Origin of the sequence: Vitreimonas sp., from assembly GCF_036392335.1 — a bacterium.
Classification (GTDB): Bacteria; Pseudomonadota; Alphaproteobacteria; order Caulobacterales; family Aquidulcibacteraceae; genus Vitreimonas.
On the sequence record NZ_DASVYD010000061.1, the window covers coordinates 20254 to 45296 of the forward strand.

Sequence of the window (25043 nt, forward strand, 5' to 3'; positions counted from 1 at the left end):
CGCGCGGCCCAAAGTGCTGCGCGAACGTTACGCGCTCGCCTTCAACAGCGGATCGTACGCCAAGATCGGCGAGAGCCAACGCTCGGCCATCGCCAAGTCCCAGCCTTTGCGCCGCGCATAATCCTCGACCTGATCGCGATCGATTTTGCCGACGCCGAAATATTCGGCCTGCGGATGCGCGAAATAGAGACCGCTGACAGACGATGGCGGCGTCATCGCCATGCTCTCGGTGAGATCGATGCCGGCGCGCTGCTTCACCTCGAGCAGGTCGAAAATCGTGCGCTTCTCGGTGTGATCGGGTTGCGCCGGATAACCGGGCGCGGGGCGGATGCCTTTGTACTTTTCCGCGATCAGATCGTCGGTACTCAGCGCCTCATCCGCCGCATAGCCCCAAAGCTCGCGCCGCACTTTGGCGTGCATCGCCTCGGCGAACGCCTCAGCCAAACGATCGCACAAGGCCTGCGCCAGGATCGCGGAATAATCGTCATTGGCGCGCTTGAAACGGATGGCGACCTCTTCCTCGCCAATCCCGGCCGTCACCGCGAACGCGCCGACATAATCTGCGCCCTTCGCCGCCACGAAGTCCGAGAGCGCGCAATTTGGCTTGCCCTCACCCTTGTCCATTTGCTGACGCAGCGTGTGAAAACGCGCGAGTTCGGCGCTGCGGGTTTCATCTTGCCAGAGCACGATGTCATCGCCCTGCGCGTTCGCTGGCCAGAAGCCGATCACGCCCGAGGCCGTCACCCATTTTTCGGAAACCAATTGATCGAGCATCGCCCGCGCATCGCGATAAAGATTGCGCGCCGCTTCGCCGACGATGTCGTCTTCCAGGATCGCCGGGTAACGGCCAATCAGATCCCAAGACGCAAAGAACGGCGTCCAATCAATATAGGGCACGAGCTCTTCAAGCGGGAAATTCTGGAACTCACGTACGCCGAGGAAGCTGGGCTTCACCGGCGCGAATGCAAGCTTCGCGGCCCGCTCGCGCGCTTTCGCAATCGGCAGGCGCGGACGCTTGTCCTGGCCGGCGAAATAGCTCTCACGCGTCGCGTCATATTCGGCCCGCGTTTCCGCCACCAGCGTGTCGCGCTCCTTGCCCAGCAGTTTCTGCACCACCGGCACGGCGCGCGAGGCGTCGGTCACATAGATCGTCGGCCCCGAATAGACCGGCGCGATCTTCACGGCGGTATGCGTGCGCGAGGTCGTGGCACCGCCGATCAGCAGCGGCAGATTCATGCCGAGACGCTGCATCTCGCTCGCGACAAACACCATCTCATCCAGCGACGGCGTGATCAGGCCGGACAAACCAATCGCGTCGGCGCCGATTTCCTTGGCGCGCTCCAGAATGCGATCGCACGGCACCATAACGCCGAGATCGTCGATCTCGTAGCCGTTACATTGCAGCACAACGCCGACGATGTTCTTGCCGATATCGTGCACGTCGCCCTTCACGGTCGCCATCACGATCTTGCCGTTGGACTTGCCGGCCATGCCGGTGCGCTCTTTCTCCTCCTCCATGTACGGAAGGAGATACGCTACCGCCTGCTTCATCACGCGCGCGGATTTCACCACTTGCGGCAAGAACATTTTGCCCGCGCCGAACAGATCGCCCACGACGGACATGCCATCCATCAACGGCCCTTCGATCACATGCAGCGGCCGCTCCGCTTGCTGACGCGCCTCTTCCGTGTCCTCAACGATGAATTCGGTGATGCCGTGCACCAGCGCATGCGCTAGCCGATCCTTCACCGGCTTCTCGCGCCAGGAAAGATCGCGCTCGGTTTCCTTGCGTTTGCCGCCAAGCTTCGCCTGCTCCGCAACCTCGAGCAGACGTTCAGTCGAATCGGCGCGACGATTGAGCAGCACGTCTTCCACCCGCTCGCGCAATTCGGGTTCGACATTATCGTACAGCGTCAGCGAACCGGCATTGACGATGCCCATGTCCATGCCGGCGCGGATAGCGTGATAGAGAAACACCGCGTGCATCGCCTCGCGCACCGGCTCATTGCCGCGGAACGAGAACGACACGTTCGACACGCCGCCGGAAACATGCGCGCCCTTCAGCTCGCTGCGGATATAAGCCGTCGCCTCGAAGAAATCCTTGGCGTAGTCGGCATGCTCTTCGATGCCGGTCGCGACCGCGAAAATGTTTGGATCGAAGATGATGTCTTCGGGCGGGAAGCCGTGGTCGGTGAGCAGCTTGTAGGCGCGGGTACAAATCTCGATCTTGCGCTTGGCGGTGTCGGCTTGGCCCTGCTCGTCGAACGCCATGACCACGGCGGCGGCGCCGAAGCGGCGCACGCGCTTGGCGTAATAGAGGAACGCCGCCTCGCCTTCCTTCAGCGAAATCGAATTCACGATCGACTTGCCCTGCGCGCATTTCAGCCCCGCCTCGATCACCTCCCATTTGGAGCTATCGATCATCAGCGGAATTTTCGCGATGTCCGGCTCGGACGCGATCAGATTGAGAAACCGCTTCATCGCCGCCGGCCCGTCGATCATCGCCGCGTCGACGTTCACATCGAGCACATTGGCGCCCGACTCGACTTGCTGGCGCGCGACATCGAGCGCGGCCGGATAATTGTCCGCCTCGATCAGCTTGCGAAACTTCGCGGAGCCCGTGACGTTGGTGCGTTCGCCGACGATGACGAAATTGGCGAAGGGATTGGCGGAGGTCATGCGCGGGCGATCCAGCCGTAAATGTGCAAAGCTTGGAAGAAGGTCTCGGCGCCGGAGAAGCTGGCCTCGTCGAACAGCTGCTTCTGGCGCTCAAGCGAAATGTAGTGAAGGCTGGCTTGCGCGCTGACGGCGCGGTCAAGCATCGCCTGCGCAACGCCATTGAGACGCGCATACATCATGTAGGACTTCATGTAACGATCGAAGCCGCCCGGCGCGTCAGAGACAAAGCCTTCCACCACCAGCAAGGGCGCGCCTGGCCGCATGCGCCGGCGCAATTGGCGGAAATAATCGAGCTTGCCGCCATCATCGGGAACGAAAGGCGCGACGAGGCATGAGGTCGCCGCATCGAACGGACCTTCGGGCGCGTCCGTGACATAGCCCGGCACCAGCGAAGTGCGCGCCGCATAGCCCGCCGCGCGCAACTTGCCTTCGGCCAGTGCGAGCATGTCGGGCGACGGATCGACGCCAGTTAGCTTCCAGCTCTCGCGCGCCGCGCCGATCGCCATCAGCTCAGCGCCGCCGCCCGCCCCCATCACCAGAATGGAGGCGTCGTCCTTCAACTCGCTGGCAAGTACTTGCGCGATCAGATTCTGGAAAAAGACATAGCCGGGCACGAGCCGGCGCGGCCCATCGTCGTAGCTCTTGGCCGCTTCGGCATTGAACATAATCGCACTCATCACGCCGCCGCCGTGAAAGGCTCAAGGCCCGCCAACTTCAAACGGCCATCGTGCGCCGCAGGCTTGCGCGGTGTGACGCCTTCAACAGCGTGGCGCATGTGTTCGATATGCTCCGGCGTCGTGCCACAGCAGCCGCCGGCGATATTGAGCAAACCGGCGCGCGCCCATTCGGCATAATGCGCTTCCATCGAATGCGGCGTCTCGTCATAGGCGCCCATCGCGTTCGGCAAGCCGGCGTTCGGATAGGCGCTCACCGCACACTCCGCCACGCGCGACAAATCCGCCAGGAACGCACGCATATCTTGCGGACCGAGCGCGCAATTCAAACCGATCGCCCAAAGGTCGGCGTGCCGCACCGAATTGTAGAACGCCTCGACGGTCTGCCCTGAGAGCGTGCGACCCGAGCGATCCGTGATCGTGCCGCTGACCCACAGCGGCAATTCCACGCCTGTCTTGTCGAACGCTTCCCATGCGGCCCACAGTGCGGACTTGGCGTTGAGCGTATCGGTGATCGTCTCGATCAGCAGGATATCGGCGCCGCCTTCGATCAGGCCGAGGATCTGCTCTTCGTAACCCTTCGCCATCGTATCGAAATCGCTGTCGCGGCGTCCCGGATCGCCCACTTCGGGCGACATCGAGAGCAGCTTCGTCGTCGGCCCAATCGCGCCAGCCACAGCGCGGGGCCGGCCATCCTTCGCTTCGTATGCATCGCACGCATCGCGCGCGAGCTTCGCGGCTTCGACATTGATCTCATAGACCACGTCTTCCAGCGCGTACTCCGCCTGGCTGATCCGCGTTGCCGAGAACGTGTTGGTGCTGATGATGTCAACGCCGGCGTTGAGATAGGCGCTGTGCACCTTCGTGATCGTCTCGGGCTGCGTCAGCACGAGCAGATCGTTGTTGCCCTTCAGCGACATCGGATGCTCGATGAAGCGCGTGCCATGAAAGTCATTGGTCGTCAGACCAAAGCCCTGCAAATACGCGCCCATAGAGCCGTCGAGCGTGAGGATGCGCTTGGCCATTTCGGCGTTCAGCGCCGCAATACGTTGATCGCGGTTCATGCCGCTTGCTCCTGCACGCGCACGCCCAAAATCCGGCAGATCGCCAGCGTGAGGTCAGCGCGGTTCAGCGTGTAGAAATGGAAATCCTCGACGCCTTCGGCCGCCAGCTGCGCGCAGAGTTGCGCCGTGGTGGCGGCGGTCACCAGGCGGCGCGTATCCGGATCGTCGTCCAAGCCATCAAACAAACGGATGAGCCAAGCCGGCAGTGACGCGCCACAGCCCTCGGCCATCTTGCGCAAGCCCTTCACGTTCGTGACCGGCATGATGCCCGGCAGGATCGGCGCGGTGACGCCCGCGCTCGCCAAACGATCGCGGAAGCGCAGGAACACGTCCGCGTCGAAGAAGAATTGCGAAATGCCGCGCGTAGCGCCGGCTTCGAGCTTGCGCTTGAAATTCTCGATGTCGTGCGCCCAGGTGAGTGACGCCGGATGCTTCTCTGGGTGCACCGCGACCGATATCTCGAAATCGCCAATCCGCTTGGCCCCTTCGACCAAGTCGACAGCGCTCGCATAGCCCTCTGGATGCGGCGTATACGCTGTGCCGACGCCGCCGGGCGGATCGCCGCGCAGCGCCACGATATGGCGCACGCCCGCGCTCCAATAATCGCGCAGGACGCTGTCGATTTCGTCGCGGCTAGCGCCGACGCAGGTCAGATGCGCGGCAGGCTTCAGCGCGGTTTCTTCCACGATGCGCGCCACCGTGCGGTGCGTGCGATCACGCGTCGAGCCGCCGGCGCCATAGGTCACCGAGACGAAGCTCGGGTTGAGCGGCTCCAATTTGCGGATCGAGTCCCAGAGTTGCGCTTCAAGCGCTTCCGTCTTGGGCGGGAAGAATTCGAACGACACGCGCGGCCGCCCGAGCCGTTCCGCCGCTTCGGCGATGAGATTGTGCGCGTGCGCGCTCATGTCTTGTCCCCTGCCCAAATCTTCACAGTCAGCGCTTCCCGCTTGTCCGGCGCGAGAGTCGTTGCTTTCACCGGCGATATGCCAGCAGCGTCACACCATTCCTTGATCTCGGCATCGGCGAAACCGAGCCGGCGATGCGCGTGCTCCTCGCGCAAGAATTCCAATTGATGCGGCGCGAAATCGACAATCACCAGACGCCCGCCGCGCTTCAGCACGCGCGCGGCCTCGCCAATCGCGCGGCCGGGATCAGCCAAGAAGTGCAGCACTTGATGGATCGTCACGAGATCGGCCACGCCCGCCTCGATCGGCGGCGCGTAGGCGTCGCCAAACCGCACCGCCGCTTTCGATTTGAGATCGCCCAATGACGCGCGCGCGATCGCCAGCATCTGCCGCGACCTGTCGAAGCCCTCCGCACGGCGCACGCGATCGGCGAACAATTGGATCATACGGCCTTGGCCGACGCCGACATCGACCATCAGCTCAAAGGGGCCCTCGCCCGCGGCGGCGAGCACGGCGCTGTCAATGTCTGCTTCGGGCAAGTGCAAGGCGCGTACACGATCCCAATCCGCTGCGTTGCGCTCAAAGTATTCCGCGGCCGCCGCATCACGCGCGGCGCGAATCGCGTTCAAGCGCTCGAGGTCACGCGCCAATACCGGATCGCTTGGATCGAGCATCGCCAGCGTCGCGTCAGCGAGGTGGCGCTCCGTGGTGTGCGCGCGCGGCAAGCGATAGAAGACCCACGCGCCCTCTGGCGCCCGTTCCACGAGCCCCGCTTCCGTCAACAGCTTCAGGTGCCGACTGACGCGCGGCTGACTTTGGCCCAGCGCCTGCGCCAATTCGCCCACCGCCAATTCCCCCTCTGTCAGCAACGCCAGCGCGCGCAATCGCGTCTGCTCGCCCGCCGCGCGCAGCGCCGTGACGACGCGTTCGGCGTCGCGCCGCTCAGGCACAGGCAGAGTTGGAGATATAAACATGTCTTTATATGACATCGACGCGGACGCGTTGTGAAGCCCCATTCGCACACGCACCCACGACTCCGCCCGCAAATTCAAACTCGACTGTGGCGCGAAAGCATCGGTCTTCTTTTTCTAATTAAATTCCGATTGTTAACGACGGTATCGCGACCGCGAAATGAACGATCATTCTCAAGCTGCGTTCATATGCGGTAAAGCCAAAGTTGATTAACCCAAAGCCGTCATTATGTGCGCGTGGACCTAGAAGAGGCGTCTGCGAATGCGGGGGAATATCGCTCTTATTACGTTGGCCGCCGCCCTGGCGGGGCCTGCCCTGGCGCACGCCCAGGAGGCGCCGGAAGTTATCGAGGCGCCCGCGACCGCTCAGGTCGAGCCGGCTCAGGCGGAGCCTGTCGCCGCGCCCTCGGCAGGCGATCCCTGGCAAGGCTTCAACCGATCGATGTTCGCCGTGCACGAAGGCGTGGATCAAGCCGTGCTGGAGCCGGTCGCGCGCGGTTATCGCGCCGTGACGCCCAGCCCTCTCCGGAGCGGCGTGAGAAATTTTCTGCGCAATTTGCGCGGTCCGGTGATTTTCGCGAACGATGTTCTGCAAGGCGAAGCCGAGCGCGGCGCCACCACCGCCGCGCGCTTCGTTCTCAATACAACGATCGGCATCGCCGGCGTGTTCGACCCCGCCGCATCGATGGGGCTAGAATACCACGATGAAGACTTCGGCCAGACTCTGGCCGTATGGGGCGTGGGCGCCGGCCCGTATCTTTTTGTCCCGCTGATGGGACCGAGTAACGTACGCGACACGACAGGCCGCATTATCGATTCCGTGCTTGATCCGCTCTCCTATCTTGAGGGCGATGACGCTGGCGCCTTCCGCGCGACACGCGGCGTGCTCACGGGCGTTTCGGTGCGCGAGCAATTGCTCGAAACGGTCGACGATGTGCGACGCGATTCACTCGATCCGTATTCGACATTCCGCTCCTCCTACGAATTGTTGCGTGAGAGCGCGATCCAAAACGGGCGGACGGACGTCCAGGATTTGCCGGATTTTGATGAGAATTTAGAAAGCGACGATCCGGGCCAACCGGACAGTGGGGAATATTCGCAACACTCAGCGTCAATCGAGACGCCGGTCACGGCGAACCTCTTGGACGCCAGCGAAACAAAACCCACATCGCACGCCACTACAGGAGAGAAGAAGTGACGACCCGCCCCATCACCCGCGCCACATTCTTTGCTGGAATGATGGGACTTGGCCTGCTCGTCGCGGCGCCGGACGCATATGCTGCGCGCAACGCGGACGCAGAAAACTTCGTTCAGTCGAACGCGACAGCTGCGCTTCGCACGCTAACCGACACGCGCGTGGGTACGCCGCAGCGCCGCGCGCAATTCGATCAGCTGATGGCGCGCTTTGCCGATATGCCGCGCATTTCGAGCTTCGTGCTTGGACGCTACGGCGCGCAATTGCGCAGCGACGCGGCGCTACGCGCTGAGTGGACGCGCACGTTCCAGGATTATTCGATCGCGGTTTATGAAGACCGCCTCGGCCGCTTCAACGGCGCCGCCATCCGCGTGACCGACTCCACCGAGCGCGTCGCCGGTCGCGACGTGATCGTCAACACCGAACTCACGCCGCGTGGCGGCGGGCGTGCGCAATTGGTGCAATGGCGCCTGCTGCGCACCGGAGACGTTTGGAAAGTCGTCGACGTGTCGCTCCTGATTGAGGGCAACCAGATCTGGTTGGCGCAACAGCAGCAGCGCGATTTCCTGGCCCAGCTCGATCGCAACAATGGCGACATCCGCGCTCTGATGACGGAATTGCGCAGCCTCACCGCCTCCCTGCGGCAGCGCGTCGTGGCCCGCAATTCCTGATCAGCGCAAATCCGCGCCGACCATTTCCGCAATTGAATCGACACCCTCGGCGGCCAAGAGGCCGTCGAGTTCGTCTGTGATGCGCGCAACAAGGCTCGGGCCGACATAAACCATCGAGGAATAGAGCTGCACGGCGCTGGCGCCGGCGCGAATCTTCGCCAACGCGGTGACGCCGCTTTCAACACCACCGACGCCGATCAGAGGCAGGCCTCCGTTCAGCGCCTGCGCGAACTGGCGCAACACCTGCGTCGAAATATGGAACAACGCTTGACCTGAAAGGCCGCCTGTTTCCTCGCGATTGTCCGAAGTGAGATGATCGGGCCGCTGCAGCGTGGTGTTCGAGACGATCAGCGCGTCGAGCTCGTATGTCAGCGCCAATTCAGCGATGTCGCGCACTGCGGTTTCATCGAGATCGGGCGCTACCTTCAAGAACAGCGGCCGCTTGCCATGCGCGGCTTCCAGTGGCGCGCGCGCTTCGCGTAGGCGGCCGAGCAAATCTTCCAGCGCTCCGCGTTCTTGCAGGCCGCGCAAGCCAGGCGTGTTCGGCGAGGAAATGTTCGCCGTCACATAGGACGCGCATTTCCAGACGCGCCCCATGCCCGCGACGTAATCCGCCGGTCGATCGGCGCTCTCCTTGTTGGCGCCGACATTGGCGCCGACAATCCCCGACTTGTTTGCGCGCGCGGCCAAGCGATCAGCGTAGTATTCCAGCCCCTTATTGTTGAAGCCCAGTCGATTGATCACCGAACGATCTTCGCTCAATCGGAAAATGCGCGGGCGCGGATTGCCTTCTTGCGCGCGCGGCGTGACGGTGCCGCATTCGACAAAGCCGAAACCGCACGCGAGCAACGCATCAGGCGCTTCGCAATTCTTATCGAAGCCCGCGGCCATGCCGATGGGGTTTGGCAGATCGAGGCCAGCGAGCCTTGTCTTCAGGCGGGGAAATTTGTCGGCGCGCACGCGCGGGCCAAACCCCGCGCGCAAACCGCACAGCGCCGCCTCGTGTGCGGTCTCAGGCTCAAGCCAGCGCATCGCGCCGGTGGCGAGGTCGTGTAAAATGCTCAAGACGTTTGCGCTTCGCCGATTCTGATGGCGCTGTCGCCTAGCACGCGGGCGCGGCCACAGCCCACACAAACCGCCAAAGGCGAGCGGCACAACCCATAGTAGGCGTTTCGGATATTTTTCCTATTTATGGGTTGAAAGTCCTTCCGCGTGCGCTATTCTCACGCCCCATGAACCACGCCCAAATCTGGCGCGCGATTGATGCGGTGGCGGCCCGGCGGGGCATGTCGGCTTCGGGCCTCGCGCGCGCGGCGGGCCTAGACCCCACCACGTTCAACAAATCCAAGCGCCAGGCGCCGGACGGCAAACCGCGCTGGCCCTCGACCGAAAGCGTCGCGCGCGCACTCGCCGCCGCCGAGACGAGCTGGGATGAGTTCGCGGCGCTGCTCGCGGGCAAACCTGGCAGCGCGGGTCGGGCCATTCCTATCGTCGGCATGGCGCGCGCGGGCGCTGACGGATTCTTCGATGAGAATGGATTTCCTGTCGGCGCCGAGGAAACCGTGCGCTTTCCTGATTTGGGCGAAGACCGCGTCTACGCGCTCGAGATCGCCGGCGATTCCATGGAGCCCACCTATCGCGCAGGCGACGTCGTCATCGTGCAGCCGGGGGCTGCGGTGCGGCGCGGCGATCGCGTTGTCGTGCGCACACGCGCGGGCGAAGTGATGGCGAAAGTGCTGGGCCGTCGCAACGATCAGACGATCGAACTCACCTCGCTCAATCCCGCGCATAAGCCGCGCGAATTGCCTGTCTCCGACATCGATTGGATCGCGCGTATCCTTTGGGCGAGCCAGTAACAGCGATTATCCTTGGGACCTGGGGACGTATTCCTGTAGCTTTCGCGCAGGGAGAAACGTTCGTGCGCTTTAATACAACAATCATCGCATGCCTTTGTCTTGCGCTCGCGGCTTGCAACGACAGCGGCGCCTCCGCCGATGCTGACGATCAACCGAGCGCAACGTCGGCCAGCACGGCAATCACCGACGCTGACAAAGCCGCGATCTTTGCCTTGCTTGGCATGACGCCCAATGCGCGCGGCGATGTGATGAACGAGTGCGGCGAGCTGTCGACGCCGCAATTTTTGAGCGCCGATCTTGGCGGCGCGGCGGGCACGGCCATTCTCTTCGCCATGGGCGGCGGGCCGACCACAGCGTCATGCTATGGCGACGGCTCGCTTCTCTATCTTTATGTGCGCGACGGTGCGCGCTTGCGCGAAGTCTATGCCGATCGCGGCGGCGCGCTGGTGATCCTGCCGACACGTACGAACGGCGTGCGCGATCTCGCCGATGGCGGGCCTGGCTTCTCCTTCCCGCTCTGGCAATGGAACGGGACGACGTACGCGTATGCCGATCGCAGCGTCGGCGATGGAGAATTGGGCGAAGCGACCTTCTTGCCTTAATCGTCATCCCGATCGCGCGGGGGTTTCCAGGCGGCGATCAGGGTGGGGCCAGCGGCGCGGAGGAGATCGCCTTTGATTTCGAAGGCGGCGAAGGCGGCCGTCGGAAAATGCCCGCTGAATTCGCGCGCGAGTTTTGAGCCGTCATGCGCTTGATGCACCAGCTTCGACACAAGCTCGCCAATGCCCGGATTGTGCCCGACGATGACGACGCTCTCCGCATCGCTGGCGCTGAACGCATCCCAGATGCCTTCGAGATGCGCGTGATAGAGCGCATCCTCGAAGCGCTTCTCCAGCGCGAAATTCTGCAAGCCGTGTTCGGCGGTTTCGCGCGTGCGCTTGGCGGTGGAGATGAGCGCGACCTGCGGCTTTAGCCCTGCATCTTCCATTGCGGCGCCGGCGGCGGCGGCTTCGCGCCTGCCCCGCCCGGTCAGGCCGCGCGTCTCGTCGCTGTCGGCTTCGTGGGCGCGGACGGCCTTGGCGTGCCGCATCAGGATCAGGGTTCGCATGGGGCGGACTTTGCCGTGCTTCGAAAAAATCGCAACGCCCTGCATCCGCCCCGCCGCCCCGTGGCTGCTCAGGGCCAAAGGAGAGCATCATGAAAGTACGTTGGGTCATCCTGGGCATCGCCGTCGCCGCTGTCATTCTGACGTGGGGCGCGCTGGGGTTCGCTTATTTCAACCGCCCGAGCCTGCCGATCTGGGCTGGCATCGTCACCGCCGCGGCGCTGAGCCTTGAGGCGTTGTTCTGGGTCGCCGCGGGCGTTTTTGGCTGGGGCTTCCTGGCCAAGCGCCGCGCGGCGCTCGCCCGCTTCCGCGACCGCCTGTTCGGGCGCAAATCGCAGCCGGAATAAGCCGCCGGATTTGGCATCGCGCGCTTGGGCGGTTTAAGCAGAACGCCCATTTTGGATTCGCCGATGTCAGATCTTCAGACCCTCGCTACCGCCGCCAAGGCTTGGCCTTTCGAACAGGCGCGCCTGATCGTGGAGCGGTTGAAGAAAACGCCGAAAGACACGGTGATCTTCGAGACGGGCTACGGCCCGTCGGGTCTTCCGCATATCGGCACGTTCGGCGAAGTCGCGCGCACCACCATGGTGCGCCACGCCTTCCGCTGCATCACCGGCGACAAGATCAAGACGCGGCTCATTGCCTTCTCGGACGACATGGACGGCTTCCGCAAAGTGCCGACCAATCTGCCGAACCAGGACATGCTGGCCAAGCATCTGCATCTGCCGCTCACCAAAGTGCCCGACCCGTTTGGGTGCTGCGAGAGCTTCGCGCACCACAATAATGCGCAGCTGCGCTCGTTCCTCGACAGCTTCGGCTTCGAGTACGAATTCATGTCGTCGACGGAGGCCTACAGGTCCGGCGCCTTCGACAAGACGCTGCTCACCATGCTTGATCGTTACGATCAGGTGATGGCGATCATGTTGCCGACGCTCGGCGAAGAGCGCCGCACCACCTATTCGCCCTTCCTGCCGATCAGCCCGAAGACTGGCCGCGTGCTGCAAGTGCCGACGCTGGCGCGCAATTTCGAACGCGGCACGATCACATTCGAAGACGAGGACGGCACAAAGACGGAAGTGCCGGTCACCGGCGGCAACGTCAAAATCCAATGGAAGCCGGACTGGGCGCTGCGTTGGACGGCGCTCGGCGTCGATTACGAGATGGCCGGCAAGGATTTGATCGATTCTGTGCAGCAGAGCTCGAAGATTTGTCGCGCACTTGGCGGCGCCCCGCCCGAAGGCTTCAATTACGAACTCTTCCTCGACGACCAGGGCCAGAAGATTTCCAAGTCCAAGGGCAACGGCCTCACCATCGACGAATGGCTGAGGTACGCGGCGCCGGAGAGCCTCTCGCTTTACATGTTCCAGAAGCCGAAGACGGCGAAGAAGCTCTATTTCGATGTCATCCCGAAGGCGGTGGACGAGTATCTCTCCTTCATCGACGCTTATCAAAAGCAGAACGAAGCCGAGCGTCTTGAGAACGCCGTTTGGCACATTCATGCCGGCAATCCGCCGGCGAATGTGTCGCCGATCTCGTTTGCACTGCTGATGAATCTCGTCTCGGCCGCCAATGCGGAGAATTCGGATCAGCTCTGGGCCTTCATCCGCAAATATGCGCCGGACGCCTCGCCGCAGACGCATCCGTTCCTGGACAAGCTGACGGGCTACGCGCTGCGCTATTTCAACGATTTCGTGAAGCCCACGAAAGTGTTCCGCGCCGCCACCGACAAGGAGCGCGCCGCGTTCGAGGCTTTGATCGCGCGCCTGGATGCGCTGCCGGCGGACACGACCGACGGCGAGACGATCCAGAACGAAGTCTATGCCGTCGGCAAAGAGCACGGCTTCGAGCCGCTGCGCGATTGGTTCAAGGCGCTCTACGAGGTGCTGTTCGGCGTCGAAAGCGGCCCACGCTTTGGCCAGTTCGCGGCGATCTTCGGCGTGCGCGAGACCAGCGCGCTGCTGCGCAAGGGCTTGGCGGGCGACTTACTGAAAGCGGCGTAAGCGCTTTCGCGCTTGCGAAGCGTGACGCCTTGGTGACGCAGCTTCGGCGCGATTGAAAGCGAAGTGTCATCATCGCGTTCGCGCAGCTGGCGCGTGTGTTCGCCGCTTGCACGAAACGTCACACAAAGCACACCGGACACCGCCGTTCTTGAAACTGGCGTCTTCGAATCGTCATCGCGTGACGCTCGCTGTCGCAACACGGACGCCCGCGTGTGACGCTGCTTTCGACCGCGCCCAAAGGTTGACTTTTCACGCAGAGCGACGATCTCATGGCACATGCGTACGAGCGCGCCCCTTCTGTCGATCTTTGTCCGTGCGGACCGCACGGCCGGCTGCGCTTAGCCCCTAGCTCGCCCGTATACGCGAGTTAGGGGCGCCTACACACCATCGCCACCCTGCAAGCATTTGCCGCAGCGCGCCCTGGCGCGCGCGTACGCACGAGACCGTTTATGAACAAGACCCCGCAACGCCCCTCCATCTTGGTCACCCCTGACGATCACGAGGAACTCATCGAACTCGCCTTGAAGGGCCTTGGCCGGTCGCCGGGCGCAGCCTTATTGCTGCAGGAAATGCAGCGCGCTGAGGTGAGCGAGGCCTTGCCTCGCCACGTGCTCGCCATGAATGACGGCGTGACGTTCGAATATGACGGTCGCGATTATCGCGACTTCCAACTCGTCTATCCGAATTGCGCGAACTTCGCCGACGGCCGCATCTCTGTGCTCACGCCGGTTGGCGCGGCGCTCATCGGTCTCTCCGAGGGCGACACGATGTGGTGGCCCGATGACATGGGCGCTACGCATCGGCTGACCGTCACCAAAGTGTCGCCGCGGCGCGCGGCCTAAGCGTCGCGCTCCGCCCGCCAAGCGCTGAGAATGGCGTCGGCGCTCGCGCCGACGTCAGCCTCTGTCGTGTTCATGCTGCAGACAGAGATGCGGATGATCTGGCGCCCGCGCCAATGGGCGCCGCCAACGAAGACGACGCCCTCGCGCTGTATGCGCGCGATCGTGCGCGCCGTGAGCGCGTCGGCCTTGGCCACATCCATTTCTGGTCCGAGGCAGACGGCGACTTGATTGAGTACGACATCATTGAGCACAGCTACGTCAGGCGCGGCGCTGAGCCGTTCGGCAATGCCGCGCGCGATCGCGCAATGTCGGCTCACCATTTCGGCAATGCCTTCGCGCCCCATCGCCTTGATCGTGGCCCAGGTCGCAAAGCCGCGCGCGCGGCGTGAAAGCTCCGGCGTATAATCGGCTGGGTGGCGATCCTCGCCAGCAGGCAAATAGCTCGCCGCGATTAGCATGGCGCGCCGATGCGCTTCCGCATTCCGTACGATGGCGTAGGCGCTGTCGTAGGGCGTCTGCAACCATTTGTGTCCGTCGACACCCCAAGAATCGGCAAGCTCCAAACCGCGCGCCAAATGCGCCCGATCCGGACATGCCCGCGCCCAAAGTCCGAACGCGCCGTCCACGTGCAACCACGCGCCCTTTGCGTGCGCAGCCTCGGCGATTTCCGGAAAAGCGTCGAACGATCCCGCGTTGATGTGCCCCGCCTGGGCGATGGCGATAACCGGGCCCTCCAGCTTCTCAATCGTCCGCTTGAATGCATCAGGGCGCATGCGCCCCTGGTCATCCGACGGCACGCTCAGGACCCGTTTCGCGCCGAGCCCGAGATAGCGGAGCCCCGAGAAAATAGTGGAATGGGCTTCTTCGCCGAGCACGACATGGACCGGCGGCGCGCCAAACAACCCGTCAGCCTCCACATCCCAGCCGACACGCCGCAGCACCTCGCCGCGCGCGGCGGCCAGACAGGTGAAATTCGCGAGCGTCGCGCCGCTCACGAAACCGACCGAGGACTCTCGCGGCAGGTCGAGCAAATCGAGCAACCAGCAGGTCACCGCCTCTTCGCACGCGGACGCCGCTGGCGTCGCATGGGCATTGCCCACATTCTGCCCCCAGGCGCTGACCAGCCAATCCGCGGCGACCCCCGTCTCGTGGCTCGCGCCCATCACCCAGCCATAAAAGCGCGGGCCAATAATGTTGGCGAGTCCCGGCTCGGCAAGCGCCGCGAGTTCAGCGATCACCGCGCGCGCGTGGGCGCCGCGCTCTGGAGTCGGCTGATTGAAAGCCGCGCGAAGCTCCTGGTAATCGCGCGCGGGGCAATGCGGCCGGGTCGACGCGGCGGTGCGATACGCGAGCGCATGTGCACTGACATCGGCCAACAGCGCCCGCAAGTCCTCTGAGCCCAAAGCGGCCTCCCTTACTTTCATGCGTTCTAGGCTCGAGGGGCGACAAAAACCATGACCTGCGTCGCATCGGCGTTTGACTTGGTCGCTTCAATCGGGTCGATTGGGTGCATCGCATTCAATTTGCCGATCGGCGACCGCCGCGCGCGCGACGGCCGATGGGCCCCATTTGAAAGATCCGATGGAAAGTCACGGCCTCATCGTCAACCTTGTCGCCGGCATCACACTGGCCTTCTTCTTTGGCGCCGCGGCGCAGCGCCTGCGTATTTCGCCACTCGTCGGATATTTGATTGCCGGCGTCGCTGTCGGGCCGTTCACGCCAGGATTTGTGGGTGACGCCGACTTGGCGATGCAGTTTTCCGAAATCGGCGTGATTTTGCTAATGTTTGGCGTCGGGCTCAAGTTCTCGCTGGCGGACCTCTGGGCCGTGCGCGGCGTGGCGCTCCCCGGCGCACTCGTGCAAATGACAGCCGCCACGCTGCTGGGTTACGGCGTTGGCGCTCTGATGGGCCTGGGCGCCGCTGAATCCATCATGCTGGGCTTCTCCCTCTCGGTCGCCAGCACGGTCGTGCTGCTGCGCGCCCTGGAAGACCGGCACATGGTGAAGACGGAGAACGGCCGCATCTGCGTTGGCTGGCTCGTCATCGAAGACATCGCCATCGTCCTCGCCATCGTGCTCTTGCCGACGCTTGCCGGCTTCGCCAACGGGGATAGCGGCGGCCTCCCACTCACGGCGGTGCTCTCCACGCTGGCGGTCACCATCGGCAAGATCGGCGTCTTCGTAGCGTTGATGTTGTTCGTCGGCGCACGCTTCTTCCCCTGGTTGATCGTGCAGATCGCGCACTTGAAATCGCGTGAGCTCATGTCACTCGGCGCCCTGACGCTCGCGCTGGGAATCGCCTGGGTCGCCTATGAATTGTTCGACGCATCCTTTGCGCTCGGCGCCTTCCTGGCCGGCGTCGTGCTCAACGGCAGCAAGTTCACGCACAAGATCGCCGAAGATTCGCTGCCCCTACGCGACACGTTTGCGGTGCTCTTCTTCGTCTCTGTCGGCATGCTGTTCGACCCGATGACGCTCGTGCGCGAGCCTATCGGCGTGCTCGCCGTTGTCTTCATTATCATGATCGGCAAGAGCGCCGCGGCGCTGGCGATCACCTCGCTCTACAAGCTTCCGCTCCGCACCGGCCTGATGATCGCCGCGGCTCTGGCGCAGATCGGCGAATTCTCGTTCGTGCTCGCCGGCATGGGTGTGCGGCTCGAATTGTTGTCGGAGGACACCTACAACCTGATCCTTGCTGCAGCGCTCATTTCGATCGCCCTCAACCCACTCCTGTTCGCGCTTGCCGACCACATCTCCGACAAGCGCGACAGAGGCCCTGCGGAGGTCCCGCCCCAGGCCGCCGTCTAAATCAGACGATTTCGCCTTGTGATTGACCACACCACAACCTAAAGATGGGCGGGTAATCGGGTTGGGTGAGCATCCATGGGCATGGATGGCGAACTGGTGCGCCTCGATGACGTGCGACGCACGGCGACGCACGTAGGTGCGACCGCGCTCGATCGCGCCATTCATGACTTCGATCGCACCCATCCCCAACGTTCCGCGCGGCGCGTCTTCTACATCACGCAGCTCATCGCCCTGGCGGCGCTCCTGGGCGGATTGATCGTGGCGCTCAAATTCGCGCCGGGCACCACGCTGAAATGGCTGTGGGGTGGCGCGTTCGCCCTGTTCTCAGCGGCTATTCTTCTCCGGCTCGTCGCAGCGGCGCACCTCAAAGCGCCGCTTTGGCGCCTCGCCGACCCGCACGTTTTTCCAGTCTATACGATCCTGTGCCCGCTTTATCGCGAGGCCAACGTCATTCCCGATCTTCTCACCGCGCTTGAGCACATCGATTACCCGCGCGAGGCTTTGGACATAAAATTCATTGTCGAAGGCGACGATCACGACACGATCGCCGCGACACTCGCCGCCGCCGAGGCGCATCACCTCGATGTGGTGATCGTGCCGCCGTCGGCGCCGCGGACCAAACCAAAGGCCCTGAATGCAGCGCTCGCCTACGCACGCGGCGAATATGCCGTGATCTACGACGCCGAAGATCGGCCGCACCCCCAACAATTGCGCGCCGCGCTTGCCGCATTCGAGGACGGCCCGCAAAATCTCGCCTGCGTGCAAGCGCCGCTCGATATCGACAACGCCGCTGAAAGCTGGATCGCGCGCCAGTTTGCCGCCGAATATGCGATCCTCTTCCGCGAAGTCCTGCCGCTGCTCGCGCGTTTGAAGCTGCCTTTTCCGCTGGGCGGAACGAGCAACCATTTTCGAGTGGACGCGCTCCGGCGGAGCGGCGCATGGGACCCCAACAACGTCAGCGAAGATCGCTCGAATTTCGCGAGTAAACTCAATCGCTTTCGAACGAGCGAGTTTCACATCCCATTCGTGTCCCAATCGTGCGCGAGCGCTGCGTAGGGCTCGCAGAATGTGGGACATGTATAACGTTAGAGAAAAATATCGCGCTTTTGCCGCGTAAAATCAGCATTTTACGCGCTTAGCGTTTTGCGCATCCCGTTCGGCTCTCATTTCTGTGGGTAACTGTAAAAAGTGAGCGATAGGGCGCCATAGGGAAGCGCGTACGGATCAGTTGTGCGCGTCGAGAAGCCGGCCTTCGGCCGAATTGCGCACCGTGCGTTCGCAGGTGAACTGGTCTAGCGCGCGCATTGTGTAGCGCACAGAGCGCCCCAGTTTCACGAACACCGGACCTTTGCCAAGCCGCCGCCACGCTTCCAATGTTTTGACGCTGACGCACAGCAATTCGGCAGCCTCCTCCGCCGTCAATCGCCGATCTTCGCGCGAGACCTCTGGCAGAGCCTGTCTCGCTAATTTCTTGCCAACCTTCGGTCGTGGCTTCAGCACCACCATTGGCGGCTTTAACTGGTCGCGGGGCCGCGGCTCATCTGCGATCGGACGAGCGCGTGGCGGCGCGTCTTCAAACAGAAACGCGAGTTGATCAGCGGATGCGGGACGGACCGGTTTGCGAGCGAACTTCATGACCATCAATTGCGTTTGATGCGCCATCGTGCGCCCGACCATTACGTTTGCGAAGCGGATTAGTCGCTGAGTTGATAAGGTCGAGCAGATGCGGGCGCGTCATCAAACTCCACGACGGTAACGATATCCAATACGGAAACCCGAAGGCCGTTGCATGAGCGGCGATTGCGTTGCCCCACGTGTCCGCGGCTGCGTTGTACGGTGTTGCCCAGCGTTGCCCCCACCGGTTCCATATTTTCGTGTCCCACGAGAATGTTGAGCTCAGCGATCCAATCCCAGCGACGGCGTTGCTTTCACTTTGCCGTTGATGATTGAGAGCGAATACGCCTTCCCCTGTTTCAATGAGAGTGAGCCTGTGACGCGCATCAACGCCACGCCATCGTTGCGCTCAAGCATCGCGAACCTGCCCTGCTGAAGCTGAACGAAGCCGCGCACACGCCACTCGCGCTCCAACCCATCCCCAACATTGATCGCTCTCTTGCCAGTCGCCTTCATGAGCGCGTCCTCGGCGCGCGAGAGCTCCGAGGTGCGCAGTCGTTCCAGCGCGCCGTGATTGAATTCGAAGCGCCCGGTCAGGTCACGCCCACCGTTGCCCTCGCGCTGATGCCAACCGATCCGCTCTGTGATGGCGTTGCGGACCTCTCGCGTATTCGGCAGGCGTGGCGGCTCGCCCGCGAGTTGACGCACGATCTCACGATCGAGCTCTGTTTCCGCGGGCGCCTCGATTTGTGTCAGGAGCGGCGTCTCGGAAAGCCGGTCTATCTTTACGCGCGTCCCTCTGCCCTCGTGGCCTCTCGGTTCGACTGCAACAAGCGCTCCTGGCTGCAGGCCCGCTGCATCCCGCTCGCGCACATTGGCGAGCACTGGCCGCTTCATGCCGTCGAGCACGATCACATAGCCTTTGCCGGTCTCGCCGCGCCTGCCGGCTTCGAGCACAGGGCCCGTCAAGCGCCCCATTGAAGGCTCATAGAGTTTGAGGCGGCCTTGGCTTGGCTCAAGCTCGCGTCCCAAACGACGGCGCAGATCGATGCCCTTTCCGATCTCCTCAAGTCGTGATGTCCAGTCCAGATCGAGACGGAAGCGGTTGCGCTTTTCCTCCCGGCCGAGGCCCATGCGCACCAATTCGCGAACGCGGTTTCGAAGCGCCGCTCTGAGCGTGGGCTCAAGCGTGCGCCCGATCGACTGAATGCGATGCACTTTGCCGGGCTTCAGTTCGGCCGCCAGCAGCTGATCGAGCCGCGTAGATCGCTCGGCGCGCGTCTCGCGATCAAGCGCCAACCGTTCGTCATCGCGCCCGCGATCGCCCAGCATCTGCGTGGCCACTTCCCGCGCCGCGTGCCGGAGCCCCCACGTCGCGTACTCCCGTGGGATAATGAGATCCGGTCCATCGCGCCTGCGGCCGCGCAGGATCACATGGACATGCGGGTTGTCGGTGTTGTGGTGATCGACCGCCACCCACTCCAAGGGCATGCCGAGATCGCGCTCCATCTGCGCCATCGTCGCACGCGTGAAGTCCTTCATATCCTCGATGCGGGCGCCGCTCTCTGGCGCGAGCATGAGGCGCATGTGGCGTTTGTCCTCAGCCGCCCACTCCGCCAAACGCGGCGCTGCCTCGGCACGATCCTGCTCGTGGTCATAGAACTGGCCCCGCTCTCCTTCCGGACCGGCCCCATCGCGTTCGAGATACTTGCCGTGTGCGATCAGCTTGGCTGCGCCACTGCCGCCGTGGCCCTGATAGAACACAGTCACTACGACGCGCTGGCGCTTGTCTTGCGCGAATGCCGCGTTTGCGCCGCCTGCGCGAAGGCTTCCACCGGGTCGGCGGCCTGACAGCAGCTTGGATAATTGTCCGCCAAGCGCGCCGCTGCGTGCGCGGCCGCTAAGTGATCGCGTCTTCTGGACTTTGCCGGTGAGCGCATCTTCCTCGCGAAACACAGCCATGTCGCGCACCGCTGCGAGCGCGTGCGTCACATCGTTTGGACGCACCAGCGCCGACGTCTTCAAGCGCTCAGATAGTGATGCCTTGGCCATTGCCGCGTCACGGGCCGTTGAATGTGCAGCGATACCGCTATTTCCACCGCGCGATGATCACGCATGCCGCGTGAAAACACCAGGATTCACAAGCCTCAGAAGAAAACCTGCGGCGCTCTTAATCTTGCTCTCCACCGCACCCGTTCCATCTGCGCGCGTCCTCCCTTCTCTCGCATTCACGCACTAGCGAGCACGTAAGTGTTGCCGCCTGTTGCCCCGCGATTCCTCGTGTTGGAAAAAAGCTAGAGCGGACGCCAGACGCCTTCGATCAGGTCGGTGCTGATTGGGCCCCAATAGCGACCGTCAAACGAGTCCACGCTATCTCCTAAGAGGAGAATTTCCGAAGCGCTGAGTCTGCGGCATCCAACCCATGCTTGCGGGGCGCCAACGTTGTTTTGAACCACTGCGGCGTCCGCCCCGTCGATGCGGAGTATGCGACCGTCACTGCACACCTCCTGCCCTGCGACCGCAGCCAAACGTTTGATAAAACGATCGCCCTCATCATCGTAATGGTGCGCGGCCGCCTGAACCGGCGCAGCATCCCGCGCGCGTACAGTCACAAACGCGCCGTGTGTTGGCGCGCCGGACTCGCGAACGTAAAATCCGACCGGCACCGACGGACTATGGTTGAAGAGCACGACATCCTGCTTTTCGCCGCTCACAAAGAGGAGCGCGGTAAGCGCCATTGCAGCGGCGCCGAGACACAGCTTTGAAGAAGCCGCACGCATCTCCGTCAGCAGAACTGATGCACGATGCGGCCTCACCTCAATTCATCCGGGGCGGGTGGGCGGGTCTCGCGATAGGGATGGAAGCCCGAAGGGCCGAGACCACCTGGGCTCGGTGCGAAGCACGACAGCCCGGCCTGTCGGCGAAGCCGACGGGATCGCCCGTACAATCGACAAACGAAAATGCGGCGTCTTGCGGCAAAAACACCGCGCACGCGTTTGGGCGGGCGGGTGGGCCAAATGCGGACGTGCTTCCGCAACCAATACTCGCAGGCAGGAAGAAATCGCTCTGAACCCACAGCGTGATTTCCGGCGTCAGAAAATCCGTGAAGCGCAAACGCGTGCCCGTGAAGTATCCTAATGAGCGACCTTCCAGCCATTTCGGCCGGAACGGACATCAGCCGCGCCGAGGCATGCGGGTCGAGAAAACGATCTTCGAGAAGGACGCCTTGGGCGGACATGGGATTCTCCCGGCGCAGCAGATTGCACCTCTCGCCTGCGCGCGGCGACCCTCGTGGGCACTGCGCAACTTCGACGCCATTGACGTCGACGATCCTCGGCGGCCTCGATCGCGTCCGCCGCCTGCCACCGAGTCATGATAAAATAGTCGGCCGGGCTGAGTCGCACCGCTTCCGGAGCCGAAATGAAGATGCTTCGGGTCGCCGACGCCCGACTTCTATGGCGCCGGCGGTCTTCCCGAAAGATTTCCGGTCAGCCGGCGCAATCCGGCTCCGAGGCTAGAGCGTTGAAGAGGCCGCGCGATGCGTGTCGTCGATCTACAAGTCGAGAATTTTCGCGGCATTAGGCGCGGTCGAGTGCGCTTCAGCGAGCACAGCGTGTTCGTTGGCTCCAACAATTGCGGAAAGACGACCATCATCGAAGCGCTTGCGTTTCTCTTCGGGCGCGATCGGATGGTGCGCAGTCTGACCGAGCATGATTTCTTCGGCAGCGATCCCCAACCCGCCGATCGTATTCGCCTTATCGCCACGATCAGCGGCTTCACCGGCGATGACCCAAGCGAACATCCCGATTGGTTTCGCGATGATCGCGCCGTTCCGGTTTGGTGGAACGCGGCCGCCGGCGAGGTATCGCCTACTCGCAACGACGCAGCCTGGCCGCTTGCTTGCCGAATCGGCTTCTGCGCGCGTTTCGACAGGCCGGCGCTTGAAGTTGAGACGGTGCGCTATTTTCACGATGACGACGCCATCGGCGATGTGTTCGTCGATGAGGCCGTCGTGCTTGTACCGGCGCGCCTCATTCGCGATCTTGGCTTCTTCCTCGTGCCGGCGAGCCGAACCTGGGATCGGGTGATCTCGTTCGGCTCGGAACTCTTTCGCCGCGTGATTGCCTCCGCGGGCGGGCAGCCAGCGGAATCCGTTCTCGCCGAGCGCGATCGATTGAGGGCGCCCGAGCAGCCTCTGGAACAAGACGCGCGGCTCGCGCCGATCGTCACGCAGATCAACGTCGAGCTTTCCAGCTTCTTTCGCCCTGCGCCCAGCCTACATCTGCGCGTGACATCAACCGACAGCGACGGGCTGCTTGAGGCGGTGGTGCCGCACTACAAGCGTGCGGACGCCGCGCACGGCCTGCCGGCGCGGCGGCACGGCAGCGGACTGGTTTCGCTGCAGCACTTACTGTTGCTGCTCCAGTTCGGACGTCAGCGCGCGCAATCGGGCGAGACCTTCTGGATGGCGCTCGAGGAGCCCGAGCTTCATGTGCCGCCTCCGCTGCAGCGGCGCCTCGTGCATCGCATCCAGGCGCTTTCCGCGCAGACCTTCGTGTCGACGCATTCCCCGACCGTCGCCGCGATCTCCAATCCTCAATCCGTCCTCGTGCTCCGCAACGAGGCCGGCGAACTCTCATCCACGCCGCTTCTTGCCTCTTCGCTCCCGGCCGCGACGTCCAACGCGGTCCGCAAACTCTTCCAGCTCCATCGCGTCGATACCATCGCCGCCATCATGCATGACGCCGTGCTCGTACCCGAGGGCCGGATAGATCAAGAACTACTGGGCCTCCTCGTTCGCGCCGTGGAGCAAAACCAAAGCTGGACCGGGGCGGAGGAAAGCCGCTTTGGCGCACATATCGGGCTCATTCCCACCCATGACGCCGCCGTGGAGGCCACGGTTGAAGCTCTCACGCCCCTTCATCCGCGGATCACCGCGCTCGTCGATGGAGACGCCACTGGGCTCGGCTATGCACAATCACTAGCCACCTCTGCCGCCACCTCCGTCATCATCCTTCGGTGGCCGGACGACTGGATGATGGAAGATGTGCTGGGATGGATTCTAGAGGCTAACGCCTCCAGTGCGCTCCACGAACTGAACTCAAGCCTCTCTCCCGGAGCGACATCGGTGGGCGACCTCGTCGCGCGTCTGAAATCCAGCGACCGCGCCGGGCACGGGATCAAACAGGACCAGATCGCTTATGAGGCGGTTGTCGGCGTCATCGGCAGCATCGATGCTTGCCGCAACCGAGCCAGCGATGTTCTGAACGCCATCTGCGACGCCGCGCTGGGAGTCGAGACGCCTCGCTTCGCCGGCACCGCCGGATCGCCGCGCATCCTCACCTTCCGACCATGACCGTTGTCGCTGTCGAAGGCGTTGCCGGCAGTGGCAAGACTGTTCGGCTGATGGAGACGCTGGCGCAGAAGCTCTCCGAGGCGCCGTTGCGCGATGGCCAACGCGTTCTGGCGCTCACCTTCATGCACGGCGCACGGCGCAGGCTGCACGAGAAGTTGTATGCCATGCGCGCGCTGCGCGGGCGCATCGAATGCGCCACAATCGACAGTTTCGCGCAACGTCTAGTCCGCCGCTGGCGAGGAACGGCGACCGCGATAGGCACACCGCCGCTGGAAAACGACCAGTATGATGAACAATGCGCGGCCGCCGCCGACTTGCTCGCGCGCCAGGAAGTCGCCGCGTGGATCGCGACAAGCTTCCCAATCGTCCTGATCGATGAGGCGCAAGACTTGAAGCCGGAACGCTTGCGAATGGTTGAGGCGTTGGCGAGCGGCGGTCTCATGCTCATCGCCGCCGACGAGTTTCAGTGTTTGGACCCAGGCCTCCGGCCCAATCCATGCGTCGCGTGGATGAGAACCGCATGCGCGCCTACCGTCTTGACCAAAGTACACAGGACCGATGTTGCTGAATTGCTCAGCGCGGCCGCGGCCATCAGGACCGGCATCAAACCGCAAGTAGGATCGTCGTTCAAAATCTTGAAAGCCACCGGCGCCTATATGCCCGCGGCGTTTCTCGCAAACGCTATCCAGTGGCGCCAAGGCGGCAACGTTGCGGTAATCACGCCGTCGCTGAGCGGCGGATTTGCGCGCGATGTCGTCGAAAGGGTGACCCAGAACCAATGCGGCAAGCACAAGAGCGGACCGTTTCCTATCAGGTGGGAGCGATCGGATGGCGACGAGGCCGCCGGCTTGGCGAAAGCGCTCCTGCTGAGCGATGGAGCGACGTCCGAGCAAACGATCGCCGCCCTCGAGCTACTGCTTCCCTCCGGCGCAATCAAGGACACCATCGCCTGGGTGCGGCTTCAAGCACATGCCGCCGGCGTCACTGTGTTTCACCGTGCAGAGATTGACGCGCGCATCGCGCGCCACGTGTCCATGCGACGTCAGCGATCGGGAACGCGCAGCTCACTCTTCACCGCGTTGACGGTGCAGCAGGCAAAGAACAGGGAGTTCGAGGGCGTCGTCATTCTCTGGCCGTACCAAGTCGGCGGCGATGACGAGCACAAGCGGCGCTTGCTTTACAACGCCGTAACACGTGCTCAACGCTGGTGTACGGTGATCCTGCAGGGCGGAAGCCTGTTGAAAGCAGCTCCTTTTGCCTAAAAGTCGGTCCGATTTTGACCCGTCCCATTGGTTCGGGGGCG

The 25043-nt window shown here is 63.1% G+C and carries 22 protein-coding genes; 11 read left to right on the plus strand and 11 right to left on the minus strand.

The window, feature by feature from the left end; translation table 11 throughout:
* Positions 1–27: 27 nt before the first annotated feature.
* The 5 genes from metH to VF769_RS14320 are packed head-to-tail and all read right to left on the minus strand — an operon-like array spanning position 28 to position 6296.
* Positions 28–2679: a methionine synthase gene (gene metH, locus VF769_RS14300; RefSeq protein ID WP_331009099.1), complete on the minus strand. Its 2652-nt coding sequence runs from the start codon at positions 2677–2679 to the stop codon at positions 28–30.
* Positions 2676–3356, minus strand: coding sequence for a class I SAM-dependent methyltransferase (locus VF769_RS14305; RefSeq protein ID WP_331009100.1), 681 nt, complete (start codon positions 3354–3356; stop codon positions 2676–2678). The genes metH and VF769_RS14305 overlap by 4 nt, the downstream gene beginning before the upstream one ends.
* Entirely contained in the window at positions 3356–4417 is a 1062-nt protein-coding gene (locus VF769_RS14310) for a homocysteine S-methyltransferase family protein (protein WP_331009101.1), read from the minus strand. Before VF769_RS14310 ends, VF769_RS14305 begins: the two co-directional genes overlap by 1 nt.
* On the minus strand, positions 4414–5322 hold the full coding sequence (metF, locus tag VF769_RS14315) for a methylenetetrahydrofolate reductase [NAD(P)H] (protein ID WP_331009102.1): 909 nt from the start codon (positions 5320–5322) through the stop codon (positions 4414–4416). Before metF ends, VF769_RS14310 begins: the two co-directional genes overlap by 4 nt.
* Positions 5319–6296, minus strand: coding sequence for a metalloregulator ArsR/SmtB family transcription factor (locus tag VF769_RS14320; RefSeq protein ID WP_331009103.1), 978 nt, complete (start codon positions 6294–6296; stop codon positions 5319–5321). Before VF769_RS14320 ends, metF begins: the two co-directional genes overlap by 4 nt.
* Positions 6297–6555: 259 nt before the next feature.
* Here VF769_RS14320 and VF769_RS14325 point away from each other — a divergent pair, with 259 nt between their 5' ends.
* Together VF769_RS14325 and VF769_RS14330 are read left to right on the plus strand one after the other, a co-directional pair.
* Positions 6556–7491 carry a VacJ family lipoprotein gene (locus tag VF769_RS14325; RefSeq protein WP_331009104.1) on the plus strand — a complete coding sequence of 312 codons (936 nt, stop codon included), beginning with the start codon at positions 6556–6558 and terminating at the stop codon, positions 7489–7491.
* Complete coding sequence (locus VF769_RS14330; RefSeq protein ID WP_331009105.1) at positions 7488–8159, plus strand: ABC transporter substrate-binding protein; 672 nt, start codon at positions 7488–7490, stop codon at positions 8157–8159. The genes VF769_RS14325 and VF769_RS14330 overlap by 4 nt, the downstream gene beginning before the upstream one ends.
* Here VF769_RS14330 and VF769_RS14335 read toward each other — a convergent pair whose 3' ends face one another.
* The gene (locus VF769_RS14335; RefSeq protein WP_331009106.1) at positions 8160–9224 is read right to left on the minus strand and encodes a quinone-dependent dihydroorotate dehydrogenase; all 1065 of its coding nucleotides are present in this window, start codon (positions 9222–9224) and stop codon (positions 8160–8162) included.
* Between the two features lie 167 nt (positions 9225–9391).
* On the opposite strand from VF769_RS14335, the gene VF769_RS14340 reads away from it, so the two are divergent.
* Both VF769_RS14340 and VF769_RS14345 read left to right on the plus strand, forming a co-directional pair.
* Positions 9392–10015, plus strand: a complete 624-nt coding sequence (locus VF769_RS14340) for a helix-turn-helix transcriptional regulator (protein ID WP_331009107.1) — start codon at positions 9392–9394, stop codon at positions 10013–10015.
* Between the two features lie 62 nt (positions 10016–10077).
* Positions 10078–10617, plus strand: a complete 540-nt coding sequence (locus VF769_RS14345) for a hypothetical protein (RefSeq protein WP_331009108.1) — start codon at positions 10078–10080, stop codon at positions 10615–10617.
* Here VF769_RS14345 and VF769_RS14350 read toward each other — a convergent pair.
* Positions 10614–11123 (minus strand): SixA phosphatase family protein, encoded by a 510-nt coding sequence (locus tag VF769_RS14350; protein WP_331009109.1) that lies wholly within the window; start codon positions 11121–11123, stop codon positions 10614–10616. The genes VF769_RS14345 and VF769_RS14350 overlap by 4 nt on opposite strands.
* An 89-nt stretch (positions 11124–11212) precedes the next feature.
* Between VF769_RS14350 and VF769_RS14355 the strand changes: the two genes are divergently transcribed.
* From VF769_RS14355 to VF769_RS14365, 3 genes are all read left to right on the plus strand, one after another.
* Entirely contained in the window at positions 11213–11467 is a 255-nt protein-coding gene (locus VF769_RS14355) for a hypothetical protein (protein ID WP_331009110.1), read from the plus strand.
* Positions 11468–11530: 63 nt separating this feature from the next.
* Entirely contained in the window at positions 11531–13120 is a 1590-nt protein-coding gene (locus tag VF769_RS14360; protein ID WP_331009111.1) for a lysine--tRNA ligase, read from the plus strand.
* A gap of 449 nt (positions 13121–13569) precedes the next feature.
* The gene (locus VF769_RS14365; protein ID WP_331009112.1) at positions 13570–13962 is read left to right on the plus strand and encodes a GreA/GreB family elongation factor; all 393 of its coding nucleotides are present in this window, start codon (positions 13570–13572) and stop codon (positions 13960–13962) included.
* Here the strand turns inward: VF769_RS14365 and VF769_RS14370 are convergent.
* Entirely contained in the window at positions 13959–15386 is a 1428-nt protein-coding gene (locus VF769_RS14370; RefSeq protein ID WP_331009113.1) for an aspartate aminotransferase family protein, read from the minus strand. The two genes, VF769_RS14365 and VF769_RS14370, sit on opposite strands and share 4 nt — an antisense overlap.
* 145 nt (positions 15387–15531) lie before the next feature.
* Between VF769_RS14370 and VF769_RS14375 the strand changes: the two genes are divergently transcribed.
* Positions 15532–16770: a cation:proton antiporter gene (locus tag VF769_RS14375; RefSeq protein WP_331009114.1), complete on the plus strand. Its 1239-nt coding sequence runs from the start codon at positions 15532–15534 to the stop codon at positions 16768–16770.
* A 75-nt stretch (positions 16771–16845) separates the two neighbouring features.
* Complete coding sequence (locus tag VF769_RS14380) at positions 16846–17826, plus strand: glycosyltransferase (protein ID WP_331009115.1); 981 nt, start codon at positions 16846–16848, stop codon at positions 17824–17826.
* Positions 17827–17994: 168 nt separating this feature from the next.
* Here VF769_RS14380 and VF769_RS14385 read toward each other — a convergent pair whose 3' ends face one another.
* The 3 genes from VF769_RS14385 to VF769_RS14395 all read right to left on the minus strand — a co-directional run bounded on the left by VF769_RS14385 (position 17995) and on the right by VF769_RS14395 (position 21164).
* Entirely contained in the window at positions 17995–18432 is a 438-nt protein-coding gene (locus VF769_RS14385; RefSeq protein ID WP_331009116.1) for a helix-turn-helix domain-containing protein, read from the minus strand.
* 234 nt (positions 18433–18666) lie between these two features.
* Positions 18667–20436 (minus strand): DUF3363 domain-containing protein, encoded by a 1770-nt coding sequence (locus VF769_RS14390; protein WP_331009117.1) that lies wholly within the window; start codon positions 20434–20436, stop codon positions 18667–18669.
* Between the two features lie 242 nt (positions 20437–20678).
* The gene (locus VF769_RS14395) at positions 20679–21164 is read right to left on the minus strand and encodes a S26 family signal peptidase (RefSeq protein ID WP_331009132.1); all 486 of its coding nucleotides are present in this window, start codon (positions 21162–21164) and stop codon (positions 20679–20681) included.
* Between the two features lie 758 nt (positions 21165–21922).
* On the opposite strand from VF769_RS14395, the gene VF769_RS14400 reads away from it, so the two are divergent.
* Together VF769_RS14400 and VF769_RS14405 are read left to right on the plus strand one after the other, a co-directional pair.
* Complete coding sequence (locus VF769_RS14400) at positions 21923–23740, plus strand: ATP-dependent nuclease (protein WP_331009118.1); 1818 nt, start codon at positions 21923–21925, stop codon at positions 23738–23740.
* Positions 23737–25002, plus strand: a complete 1266-nt coding sequence (locus VF769_RS14405) for an ATP-dependent helicase (RefSeq protein WP_331009119.1) — start codon at positions 23737–23739, stop codon at positions 25000–25002. The genes VF769_RS14400 and VF769_RS14405 overlap by 4 nt, the downstream gene beginning before the upstream one ends.
* Positions 25003–25043: the final 41 nt, after the last annotated feature.